6 protein-coding genes are annotated in these 12,786 nt (G+C 71.5%); all 6 read left to right on the top strand.

The genetic code is table 11. The features are described from left to right. The first annotated feature begins 330 nt into the window (after positions 1-330). Positions 331-2,619, top strand: a complete 2,289-nt coding sequence (locus AC4NMM_RS14910; RefSeq protein WP_491924627.1) for a hypothetical protein — start codon at positions 331-333, stop codon at positions 2,617-2,619. Between the two features lie 119 nt (positions 2,620-2,738). After that, a complete protein-coding gene (gene leuS, locus AC4NMM_RS14905; RefSeq protein WP_491924626.1) occupies positions 2,739-5,423 on the top strand; it encodes a leucine--tRNA ligase in 2,685 nt (894 codons plus the stop codon). 72 nt (positions 5,424-5,495) lie between these two features. Next, a complete protein-coding gene (kynU, locus tag AC4NMM_RS14900; RefSeq protein WP_491924625.1) occupies positions 5,496-6,935 on the top strand; it encodes a kynureninase in 1,440 nt (479 codons plus the stop codon). A gap of 570 nt (positions 6,936-7,505) precedes the next feature. Beyond that, the gene (locus AC4NMM_RS14895; RefSeq protein WP_491924624.1) at positions 7,506-10,448 is read left to right on the top strand and encodes a DEAD/DEAH box helicase; all 2,943 of its coding nucleotides are present in this window, start codon (positions 7,506-7,508) and stop codon (positions 10,446-10,448) included. Between the two features lie 71 nt (positions 10,449-10,519). Beyond that, positions 10,520-12,025, top strand: coding sequence for a stage II sporulation protein M (locus tag AC4NMM_RS14890; RefSeq protein ID WP_491924623.1), 1,506 nt, complete (start codon positions 10,520-10,522; stop codon positions 12,023-12,025). A gap of 90 nt (positions 12,026-12,115) precedes the next feature. Next, positions 12,116-12,460 (top strand): PLD nuclease N-terminal domain-containing protein, encoded by a 345-nt coding sequence (locus AC4NMM_RS14885; protein ID WP_491924622.1) that lies wholly within the window; start codon positions 12,116-12,118, stop codon positions 12,458-12,460. The last annotated feature ends 326 nt before the right edge of the window (positions 12,461-12,786 follow it).

Raw genomic sequence — 12,786 nt, 5'->3', positions numbered from 1 at the left:
CCTCACACCTCCCCAGCCTCGCGGTTCGCGCTCTCCGAGCGCTCACCGCGTCCAGCGAGGGACCTTCGGTCCCTCTGGCAGCCGGCGGCTTTGCCGCCGGCGACCTCGCGGGCTGGCTCGCCACCGCCTGCCATTTATAAGCGGTTGTCGCCGTCGCTCACGGTTATTTAAATACTATATCGCTGCTACCGATCTGCGATACTCACTCCCGCCGTGGATCGTCTCCGCGCCTGTGCTGACCGGAGCCGGGCCCGGGGTCTCATTCACTGCGGGATCGAGAGGAGTGGGGCGTCAGAAGTGTTATTCGTGCGGCTCTCGTCGCCACAGAAAATGAATCGGGACGCCGACGCCGGCGACGGCGCGATCGGACCTGACCGGGGCGAAGCGTCCGGCGGGGATCCGCCGAACGGCGTCGACCGTCGGACGGTCCTCGGGGCGCTCGCGGGCGCCGGGAGCGCCGCGGTCGCCGGCTGCTCCGGCTCGGAACCGGACGACGCCGCGACGACCGACCTCGACGCGGACCGGCTCGACGAGCTCGCGACGCGGTTCGCGCCGACGCTGTTCTTCGACGCCGCCGAGCCGTGGTTCCCGACCGACCCGCGCCCGTACGCGGTCGAGGAGGACGGCGAGACGGTCGTCGACGGGTTCGCGGCGTTCGACGGCTACCACGAGCGGTACGACGAGGCGGGCGAGCCGCCGGACCCGACGGTGTTCTACAACGGGATGCGGTACGAGGACTCCCCGCTCGGGGTCGTCCAGTTCTGGTTCTACTCCGCGTTCGACCAGTTCACCGCGAACTTCCACTGGCACGACTGGGAGGTGCTCCACGTCTTCGTCGACCTCGACACGGGCGACCCCCAGCTGTACGTCGCCAGCTCGCACTCCCGGAGCGTGCCGAACAACGAGTTCCTCGATCCGGACCCCGACGTAGTTCCCCGAATCCTCTCGGAGCTCGGCTCGCACTCCAGCACGCTCTCGGTCAACGAGAACCCCGACCAGTTCCGGCGCGTCGGCGACGGGGGGTTGCTCGCGGACATCACCAACACGACGATAGACACCGTCGAGGACCTCCTCGGGATCCCCATCGCGTACGGACTCCCCCGCGACGAGCAGATACGGCTCCCGTTCGTCGTTCCCGAGTACGAGGGCGAACCGATCTACGACCACCCCGACCTCCCCTCGGTCACCGAGGAGTCGCTGGTCGACGGCGCCCTCGCGATCCGCTCGCTCGACGCGCTGCGGTCGCCGCCGACCGACCTCCCGCTCCGGGAGACGGGGACCGCCTACCGATACGGCGGGCGGTCGTCGGGGGGCGACGACGACGGGACCGCCGACGGCGACGACGCCGCGCTCGCCGACGGGTTCGCCGACTCGGTCGTCGAGTACGACCTCGTCGAGAGCGCCGAGCTGGAGGACATCTCGGCGTTCACCGGGCCGCAGCTCAGCTTCGAGTTCGCGGTCCCCCAAGTGGTCGAGGACGCCGTCGCGAGCCACATCACGACCACCGGCGCCCCGTGGGAGCAGCCCCGCTACGAGAACCCCGCGCTCGACGTCACCGCCGGGAACCACCGGTCGGAGCTGGCGGCCCGGTACGACGCGATCGCCGACGACCCCTCGTTCGGCGACGACGCGGCCGGAGCGCTCGACGCGGTCGTCGCCCGCGTCACGCAGACGACGCAGAGCGACGAGGCGCCGGCGGGCGAGGGGCTGACGACGACCGAGACGAGCGTCGAGTCGTTCGTCCTGATCGAGAGCGACCCCGAGGCGGTCCCGACGTTCGCCGGCGGCGTCGCGGTCGCGAACGGCGTCCCCGAGGGTGACCACCGCTTCACGGTCAACGGCGCCGGACGGGCCCCCCACAGCGAGACGCTGACCGTCTCGGCGAACGAGTCGGTGACGACCGCCGGCGTCGACGGCGAGATTCCGCTCGTCGCCCGCGAGGACGCGCGGAAGGTGGAGTTCTCGGACGCCGAAAGCGACGTGAACCTTGCTCGGTCCGCGATCGAGGACGACTTCGCCGGGCGGATCTACGACTCCGCGATCGACGGGAGCGACGCGGTGTACGTCGACGCCGGCGGCGCGTACACGACGGAGGTCCGCGACGCCGACGACGAGGTCGGCGCGTACCGGGTCAACCCCGCCGCGGACGATACCGAGACCCAGGAACCGATCCGGATCGAGCGCCCGGAGACGGGAGCGGCCCCGCTCGCCGGCTACGTCGCCGACGTGGCCGAGGAGACGCGCGCCGCGGTCGCGGCCGCGGCGGCCGAGGGCGACGACGGCGACGATGACGACGGCTCCGGCGGAGGCGGCTCCGGCGGAGGCGGCTCCGGCGGAGGCGGCTCCGGCGGCGGCCCGTCGAACGCGGTCAATGGACTGGAACGGGCGCTGGCCGCCGCTGTCGAGGCCGCCGAGCGGGCCGAGGAGCGCGCCCGCGAGGGGGACGGCGAGGGCACGAAGCGACAGCTGGCGAACGTGCTCGACCGGATCGCGCGGATCGAAGAGCGGCTCGCCGCCGCGCGCGACGGGCTCCCGCCCGGGCTCGCGAACGCAACCGGGAAGCGGATCGAAGAGGCGACCAAGCGCGTCGAGCAGGCGCAGAACGCGGAGAAGCTGTAGGATTCGGTCGGGCTCCGCCGCCGGGGACCTCGCGTTCTCACCCCGCGAGGCCGCGTGTCACGGCCCACCACTGGATGGAAAGCTATACGACGCCGAGCCGACCACGGATATATAAGCAGATGTCTCAGGAGGGATACGACCACGCGACGGTCGAGGAACGCTGGCAGGAGGCGTGGGACGACGCCGCCGTCTACCACGTCCCGGACGAGGCCTCGGACCCGACGTACGTCCTCGGGATGTACCCGTACCCGTCCGGGAAGCTCCACATGGGCCACGTCCGCAACTACACCATTACGGACGCGTACGCCCGCTACCGGCGGATGCGCGGCGACGACGTGCTCCACCCGATGGGGTGGGACGCGTTCGGGCTGCCCGCCGAGAACGCCGCCAAGGAGCGCGACACCAACCCCCGCGACTGGACGTTCGACTGCATCGACACGATGCGCGGGCAGATGAAATCGATGGGGTTCGGCTACGACTGGGACCGCGAGGTCACCACCTGTACCCCCGAGTACTACCGGTGGAACCAGTGGCTGTTCCGCCGCTTCCACGAGGCCGGCCTCGTGGAGCGCCGCGACGCCGAGGTGAACTGGTGTCCCTCCTGCGAGACCGTCCTCGCCGACGAGCAGGTCGAGGGCGACGACGAGCTGTGCTGGCGCTGTGACACCCCCGTCGAGACCCGCGAGCTCGACCAGTGGTTCCTGAAGATAACCGAGTACGCAGACGAGCTGTTGGAGGCGATCGACGAGCTGGAGGGGTGGCCCGACTCCGTCCGCCAGATGCAGCGCAACTGGATCGGTCGGCAGCACGGGAGCGAGGTCGATTTCGAGGTGGAGGGCCACGGATCCGTCACGGCGTTCACGACCCGGATCGACACGATCCACGGCGCGACGTTCTTCGCGATCGCGCCCGACCACCCGATCGCCGAGGAGCTGGCCGCTGAGGACGCCGAGATCCGACGATTCATCGAGGAGGAGGCCGACCCCGACGGCGACGAGCCGAACGGCGTCGCGACCGGCCTCACCGCCACCAACCCCGTCACGGGCGAGGAGATCCCCGTCTACGTCGCCGACTTCGTCCTCTCCGACGTCGGGACTGGCGCGCTGATGGCGGTCCCCGCCCACGACGAGCGCGATCACGCGTTCGCGACGAAGAAGGGCGTCGAGATCCGGCCCGTGATCGCGCCGGAGCCGGACGACCCGGACGGGGAGACGGTCCCCGACGCGCCCGACGTGGAGGCGGAAGCGTTCACCGACGACGGGGTCGTCATCGACTCCGGCGAGTACACCGGCCTCGACAGCGAGACCGCCCGGGAGCGGATTACGGCCGACACCGACGGGGCGAGCGAGGCGACCCAGTACCGCCTGCGCGACTGGGGCATCTCCCGGCAGCGCTACTGGGGGACGCCGATCCCGATCGTGAACTGCGACGACTGCGGGGCGGTCCCGGTGCCCGACGAGGACCTGCCGGTCGAGCTGCCGGAGTTCATCAACACGACCGGGAACCCGCTGGACGCCGCCGACGAGTGGAAGGCGACGACGTGTCCGGACTGCGGCGCGCCCGCGACCCGCGAGACGGACACGATGGACACGTTCGTCGACTCCTCGTGGTACTTCCTGCGGTACGTCTCGCCGGACCTGGAGGACGCCCCGTTCGACCTCGACCGCGCGAACGACTGGATGCCGGTCGACCAGTACGTCGGCGGCATCGAGCACGCCGTGATGCACCTGCTGTACTCGCGCTTTTTCACCAAGGTGCTGGCCGACGAGGAGGGGCTCGACCACCGCGAGCCGTTCACGAACCTGCTGGCGCAGGGGATGGTCCAGCTGGAGGGCGAGAAGATGTCCAAGTCGAAGGGGAACGTCGTCTCGCCCCAGCGGATCGTCGACGAGTACGGCGCCGACACCGCGCGGCTGTTCATGATGGAGGCCGCCCAGCCCGAGCGCGACTTCGACTGGTCCGAGGAGGGCGTCAGGTCCACTCACCGCTTCCTGACCCGCCTCAGCGACCTCGTCGAGGCGTACGCCGCGGGCGAGATCGCGCTCACCGGCGACGGCGACGCCGCGGCCGCCGACCGCGACGAGATCGACGACTACGTCGCCGACGAGACGGACGCCGCGGTCGCCATCGCGGGCGCGGAGTACGACGACTTAACCTTCAACGTCGCGCTCCGCGAGGCGCAGGACCTCGTGGGGACGCTCCGGAGCTACCGCGAGTACGCCGACCCGCACCCCGCCGTCTTCGAGCGCGGGCTCGACGTCGCGGTTCGACTGCTCGCGCCGGTCGCGCCCCACCTCGCCGAGGAGCTGTGGGAGACGCTCGACCGCGACGGGTTCGTCGCCGAGGCGGAGTGGCCGACCGCGAGCGTCGACCGCGACACCGTCGAGCGCCGCCGCCGGCTGGTCGCGAACACCCGCGAGGACGTACGCGACATCGTCGAGGTCGCCGGGATCGAGGACCCCGAGCGGATCGACGTCGTCGTCGCGCCCGACTGGAAGTACGACGCACTCTCGATCGCGATCGACAGCGACGCCGACAACCTCATCTCCGAGCTGATGGGCGAGGACCACATCCGCGAGCAGGGGGACGCCGCCGCCTCGTACGGCCAAGACCTCCAAGCGAACCGCGAGGCGCTCCGCGAGACCCTCGACGGCGACGCCGAGTACGACGCCCTGCGCGCCGCCGCGTGGCTGATCGAGCGCGAGTTCGACGCGCCGGTCCGCGTCGAGCGCGCCGAGAACGTCGACGAGAGCGTGGTCAGCAAGGCGGAGCCGGGGCGGCCCGCCATCGACATCGTCGAGTAGCGCTCGGCAGCTCTTTTTTAAACTACCGCCCGACCCCGGAAACGCTTAGTCGCCGGCGCGGCGCCCTCGTGTATGGACGACCCGTACGCCCCCGCCCGGGACGCGCTCGCGGGCGAGGGGCTCGGCGGCGCAGACGGCGGGACAGCGGCCCGCGACGACGAGGCGAACGACGCCGACCCCGCCCTGATCGCCGCGCGCCTCGACGATAACGACCCGCTCTCCGAGTTCGCGGACCGGTACCGGATCCCCGACGACCTGCTGTACATGGACGGCAACTCGCTCGGGCCCGCGAGCGACGCCGCACTCGAGAGCCTCGACCGCGTCGTCGACGAGTGGCGCGACCAGCTCATCTCCGGCTGGACCGACGCCGACCCGCCGTGGTTCGAGGTCGGCGAGCGACTGGGCGACGCGCTCGCGCCGCTGGTGGGCGCCGACCCCGACGAGGTGGTCGTCAGCAACTCGATCACCGTCAACATTCACACCCTGATCGGCACCTTCCTCGACGAGCTGCTGGCCGGGAACGGCCCGGAGCGCGAGGGCGTCGCGGCCGCGGACGGGACGTGGGCGCCGGACGGCGACCCCGGCGGCGACCCCGCCGTCCTCGTCAACGAGCTCGACTTCCCCTCCGACCACTACGCGATCCGGGCGCAGCTCCGCCACCGGGGGATCGACCCCGACGAGAAGCTCCGGGTCGTGCCGAGCCGCGACGGGCGGACGATCGACCACAGAGACATCGAGGCGGCGCTGGAAGCGCACGACGACGTGGGGATCGTCTTCATGCCGACCGCGCTGTACCGCTCCGGCCAGCTGTTCGACGTCGAGCGGATCGCCGCCGCGGCCCACGAGGCGGGCGCGTACGCCGGCTTCGATGCGGCCCACTCCGCGGGCGCGGTGCCCCACGAATTCGACGCGGCCGGCGTCGACTTCGCGGTGTGGTGTACGTACAAGTACCTCAACGCCGGCCCGGGCTCGATCGGCGCGCTGTTCGTCGCGGAGCGCCACCACGGGCTCACCCCCGCGCTCGCCGGGTGGTGGGGCCACGAGAAGGAGACCCAGTTCGAGATGAACATGGAGTACACCCCGGCCGACTCCGCGGGCGCGTGGCAGATCGGCACCCCGCCGCTGCTCTCGGCCGCGCCGCTGGAGGGCGCCGTCGAACTCCTCCGGGAGGCCGGTATCGAGCGCCTGCGCGAGAAGTCGCTCGCGCTCACGGACTTTCTCATCGCCCTCGTCGACGACCGACTCCCCGAGGTCTCGGTCGGAACCCCCCGCGAACGCGACGCCCGCGGCGGCCACGTCGCCCTCGAACACCCCGAAGCCGAGCGGGTGAGCGAGGCGCTCAAGGACCGGGGCGTGGTCGTCGACTTCCGCCCGCCGAACGTGGTTCGCGTCTGTCCCGCGGCCCCCTACACCTCCTTCGCCGACGTGCTGGTGGTCGTCGACGAGATCGAGGCGATCCTCGACGCCAACGCGCACGAGGCGTACGCGACGAGCGAGGGCGGCGTGACGTAGAGACCTAAACGGTTGTTTATAAATGGAACTGCGGTGGCGCGTGCCGGTGAGCGCCCGAAGGGCGCGAACCGCACGCGCGAGGGAGTCGCTGGCGGCGCCAGCCGCCAGCGACGAGGCTGGGGGGGCGGGAGGCGCGGTGCTGTGCGGGGCGGGGCGGGACTCAAAAGGGCGGGCACGGGGCGGGCGCAGGCCAAGCAAGGACCGTAAGGAGCGAGCGAAGCGAGCGACTGAGGACCGCAGCGAGCGTGCGCCCGCCTCGCGGCCGGGGCTTTGGCGGTGTTTCGCCGTCGATCCGTTGGTGGCTATTTATAAACGAGCGGCCGGGGCTTTGGAGGTGTTCTCCGCGGATCCGCCAGCAATTATTTATAAGCGACCGGCTGGGGCTTTGGCGGTCATCGCCGTCGATCCGTTGTCGACCACTTACAAACGATCGACAGAACATTCGGAAGCGTTCACCGCCGGTCCGGCAGTCGGGATCCGACCGACAGCAGCGCCACCGACCACTTATAAGCGTATTTCGTACAGCGACGGGCTTAATCACCCGAGCGCCCAACGTCCGACGATCAGTTAATGGCGGAACCGTCGGGCATGGACGCGTTCGCGCACCTCGGGAGCGAGATCCGCGAGGCGCTCTCCGACCGGGGGTTCACCACGCCCACGGAGCCCCAGCGCGAAGCCATTCCACCGCTCGCCGACGGAAAGAACGCCCTCGTCCTCGCGCCGACAGGCACCGGAAAGACGGAGACCGCGATGCTCCCCGTCTTCGACGCGATCGTCGACGCCCGCGACGCGCCCGGCGACCAGCCTCGCGAGGGGATCTCCGCCCTCTACATCACCCCGCTGCGCGCGCTCAACCGCGACATGATGGACCGGCTTGAGTGGTGGGGCGAGACCCTCGGCGTCGAGGTCGCGGTGCGCCACGGCGACACCACCCAGTACGAGCGGGGCAAGCAGGCCGACGACCCGCCCGACGTGCTCATCACGACGCCGGAGAGCCTCCAGGCCATTCTGACGGGCTCGAAGATGCGCGTCGCCCTCGAAGACGTCGCGCACGTCGTGGTCGACGAGGTCCACGAGCTCGCCTCGGCGAAGCGCGGCGCCCAGCTCACGGTCGGCATGGAGCGGCTCCGCCGCGTGGCGGGCCCGTTCCAGCGCGTCGGCCTCTCCGCGACGGTCGGCGACCCCGAGGAGGTCGGGAAGTTCCTCGTCGGAACAGGGAAACGCGACCCCGACCGCGAGGGCGACCGCGCGTTTGAGACGGTCGAGGTCGCGGCCGGGACGCGGACGGACGTGCGCGTCCGCGACCCCGAGATCACCGACCGCGACGCGACACTCGCGGGCGAGCTCGCCGTCGACGAGACGACCGCGAGCCACGTCCGGGCGATTCGCGAGCTCGTCGCCGAAAACGAGTCGACGCTGATCTTCGTCAATACGCGACAGACCGCGGAGGCGCTCGGCTCGCGGTTCAAAACGCTCGCGGAGAAGGAGCGGGATAAGGGCACGGAGGACCCTACCGAGATCGAGCTCCACCACGGCTCGCTGTCGAAGGAGGTCCGGATCGACGTGGAGGACCGGTTCAAGTCGGGCGAACTCGACGGGCTCGTCTGCACCTCCTCGATGGAGCTCGGCATCGACGTGGGCCGCGTCGACCACGTGGTCCAGTACGGGAGCCCCCGCGAGGTCGCACGTCTGCTCCAGCGCGTCGGGCGCGCGGGCCACCGCCGCGACCTCGTCTCAGAGGGGACCGTCGTGACGCAGGGCGGCGACGACACGCTCGAAGCGCTCGCCATCGCGCGGCGGGCGGGCGAGGAGCTCGTCGAGCCCGCGAACATCCACCACGGCAGCCTCGACACGGTCGCGAACCAGATCGTCGGGCTGGTGATGGACGAGGGCGACGTTCACGCGCGCGAGGCGTACGAGACGGTCACGAACGCCTACCCGTTCAGGGACCTCTCGGAGCCGGAGTTCCAGGAGGTCGTCCGCGAGCTGGACGGGAACCGCCTGCTGTGGCTCGACGAGGAGACGGACACCTTAGAGAAGTCGGGGGGCACCTGGCAGTACTTCTACGCGAACCTCTCGATGATCCCCGACGAGGCCACCTACGAGGTGTACGACATGTCCTCCAGACGCGGCATCGGGACCCTCGACGAGCAGTTCGTCGTCAACTTCGCCGGCCCGGGCGAGACGTTCGTCCAGCGCGGCGAGATGTGGAAGATCACGGAGATCGACGAGGAGGAGGAGCGCGTGAACGTGACGCCGATCCCCGACCCGACCGGCGAGGTGCCCTCGTGGGTCGGCCAGGAGATCCCCGTCCCGAAGCCGGTCGCCGAGGAGGTCGGTCGAATACGCGGCGAGGCCGCAGCTGCCCTGAACGCCGGCTCCACCCCGGAAGCCGTCGCGATCGACCTCGCGGAGCGGTACCCGACCGACCGAGAGACCGTCGCGGCGGCCCTGAAACCGGTCGTCGACCACGTCGAGGCCGGTCACCCGATCCCCACGGACGAGCGGATCGTGATCGAGGGCAGCGCGCGCACCGTCGCGGTCAACGCCGCCTTCGGCCACGAGGTCAACGAGACGCTCGCGCGCCTGCTCGCGGCCTTGGTCGGCCAGCGCGCCGGCTCGTCGGTGGGGATGGACGTCGATCCGTACCGGATCGAGTTCGAGGTGCCCCACGACGCCGGCGTCGGGGACTTCCGCGAGGTGCTGGAGACGACCGACCCCGACCGGCTGGCGGCGTACCTCGAACTCGCGGTGAAGAAGTCGGACGCGCTGAAGTTCACGCTCGCGCAGGTCGCCGCGAAGTTCGGCGCCGTCAAGCGGTACAAGGAGGGACGCGGAAAGTTCGGCGGCGACCGCCTGCTCGCGGCCCTCGAAGACACCCCCGTCTACGACGAGGCGCTCCGCGAGGTGTTCCACGCCGACCTCGCGGTCCCGGAGACGGCCGACCTGCTCGCGGGGATCCAGGCGGAGAGCGGCGGCAGCGGCGGCCGCGGCGGCTCGCTCGACCTCGCGATCGCCCGCGAGCGCACCCCGCTCGGCACCGCGGGCCGCTCCGCCGGCACGGAGTTCCTCGTCCCGGACAACGCCGACGCCGACGTGATCGAGACGGTCAAAGAGCGGATTCGGGACGACCGGGTGATCCTCTTCTGTCTCCACTGCACGGACTGGAAGCACACGACGAAGGTCCGGCGCGTCCGCGACCAGCCCGAGTGCCCCGACTGCGGGTCCACCCGGATCGCGGCGCTGAACCCGTGGGACGAGGAGACCGTCGCCGCGGTGCGCGCGCCCGAGAAGGACGACGAGCAGGAGCGCCGCACCGAGCGCGCCCACCGCGCCGCGAGCCTCGTCCAGACGCACGGGAAGCGGGCGGTGATAGCCCTCGCGGCGCGGGGCGTCGGCCCCCACAACGCCGCGCGGATCATCAACAAGCTCCGCGAGGACGAAGACGAGTTCTACCGCGACGTGCTCAGACAGGAGCGCGAGTACGCGCGCACCCAGTCGTTCTGGGACTAGCTCCCCCCTCGCCGCTGTCCGGCGGCGGCTCGGACTCCCGTTTTTAAGTATCGGACGGCCGATCGGGAGACATGGACCTCTCCGCCGCCGTCACGGCAACGACAGCGACCCTCCGCCGACGCCCCGCAGACGTCCTCCCCTTCTACCTCCTCGGCACCGCGATACCGGTGATCGCCCGCCTCGGCACGTTCGCCGCGCTCGCGGGGATCTACCTCCACCTCGAACTCACCGGGCGACTCGCGGCCGCCGGCGAGGCGCTCGCCGGGGTCGAGCCGCCGCCGGACACGCAGGACGCCGAGGCGTTTCAGGCGTGGGCCGAGGGGCTGACGCCCGCGTTCGAGCCCCTGTTGACGCCGACCGTCGGGATCCTGTTCGCCGCCGGCGTGCTCGTCTCCGTCGTCCTCGCGGTCGTCGCGTACGCCGTCGTCTCTGCGGGCCAGCTCTCGGCCGTCATCGCGAGCCTCCGCGACGAACGGGGGCTCGTCGGCGGGATCGCGGGCGCCCGGTCGAGGTGGCTCACGTTCCTCGGGCTGTACGTCGCCGAGCTGCTCCTCTGGATCGGCGTCGTCGCGCTCGGGTCGCTCGCGGTCGGCGCGGCGTTCCTCGCGAACCCGTTCCTCGGGGCCGCGGTCGCGGTCGCCGCCCTCCTCGTCGGTCTCGTCGCCCTCGCGCTCGTCCGGATCCTCTTCGCGTTCGCGCCGGTGGCCGTCGTCGTCGACGACGCCGGCGTGGTCGGGGGGATCGAGGGCGCGGGCGGCTTCGTGCGCTCGAACCCCGTCGACGCCGCGGCCTACCTCGTGGTCGCGATCGGCGCGCTGGTCGCCGTCGCGTCGGTCGCCTCCGGGATCGCGTTCCTCGGCGGCGGCCCCGTCGTCGCGCTCGCCAGCGCGGTCGTCGTCGCGCCCGCGCTCGACCTGTTGAAGACCGTCCTCTACGGCGACTACCGCGGGACGGTCGACCCGGTCTCGCCGCCCGAGGCCGGCGTCCGCGCCCAGTTCGTCGGCGGCCTCCGCCGCGGGTGGCGCGAGCTGGCCGGGTTCGTCCGCTCGACGCCGGGCAGTCACGCCCTCGCGCTCGCGGTCGCGGTCGGCTTCGGCGCGGTCGGGTGGTACGCCGCCGCGCCGTTCGCCGAAACGGTCCCGACCTCGATCGAGGGGCGGATCGCCGGACAGATCCCGCCCGTGGCGACGCTGACGTACTTCGGGAACAACTGGGGGGTCGCGATCGCGACCGCCTTCTCCGGCGTCGGCCTCGCCCTCCCCGCGCTCTCGTCGCTCGCGTTCAACGGCCTCGCGCTCGGCGCCACCGCCGCCTTGGAGGAGAACCTCCTCGCGCTCGTCGCGTTCGTGGTCCCGCACGGGGTCTTCGAGATCCCCGCGCTCATTGCCTCGGGCGCGCTCGGGATCCACCTCGGCGCCGTCTCGTGGCGGACGTTCCGCGGCCGCGCGAGCCGCGCGCGGCTCGCCGACGCCTTGGAGGCCGCGTTCTGGGTGACCGTCGGGCTCGGAATCCTGTTCGCCGTCGCCGCCGTCATCGAGGGGTTCGTCAGCCCGTACTACTGGCGGCCGTTCCTGTGAACGGCGTCTGGTGACGCGCCGTCCGCGGCCTCGCCGCGGCCGAGCGCCCGGCCGCCCGCACGCTTATTACCGCGCGGTCGAAGCGACCGTATGCAGCCGCTCGTCGCCGTCATCCTCGTCGGCGTCCCGCTCGCGTGGCTCGTCGGCTTCGCCGCCTACGCGTACGTCGACGCGCCCAAGTACGGCATGAACCCGCGCAAGTGGGCGCTGATCGCCTTCGTCGTCCCGCTGTTCGGCTTCCTCGCGTACGTCTTCGAGCGCGACGAACTCGACTACGACCCCGAGGAGGACCCGTACGCCGGCGGCGACGACGGCCGCACCGGCGGCTTCGCGGTCCACGAGTCGCGCCAAGGCGAGAAGCGCCTCGGCCCCGCCGGAACGGAGGCGGACGGCGGCGACGACGAGTGGAACGACCCGGACGGCGTCGACCTCTGAGAGGGCGACCGGACGGATTCCGGTCGGCACGGATACGACGGCGAGCGATGCGACATTTAAATACCTGAGAGCGGGTGGCGTCGATGTTTATAAACAACAGTGCGGTCGGCGCGTGCCTCCGAGCGCCCAACGGGCGCGAGGAGCACGCGCGAGGGAGTCGGGCGGCCGGAGCGAAGCGGAGGCCGACCGACGAGGCTGGGGAGGCGTGAGGTGCGGTTGCTGTGCGGGGCGGGACTCAAAGGGGCAGTCGCCTCGAGGCCCGCCCCGGGCCGGCCGCCCGCCGCCGGGCCGGCGCGCGGCCCCGGGCGGCCGCGGGCAGGCTGCGC

Source organism: Halorubrum sp. SD41 (assembly GCF_058630335.1).
Note: the sequence above shows the minus strand (reverse complement) of the source record. Positions and strands in the feature narration are given on the sequence as shown.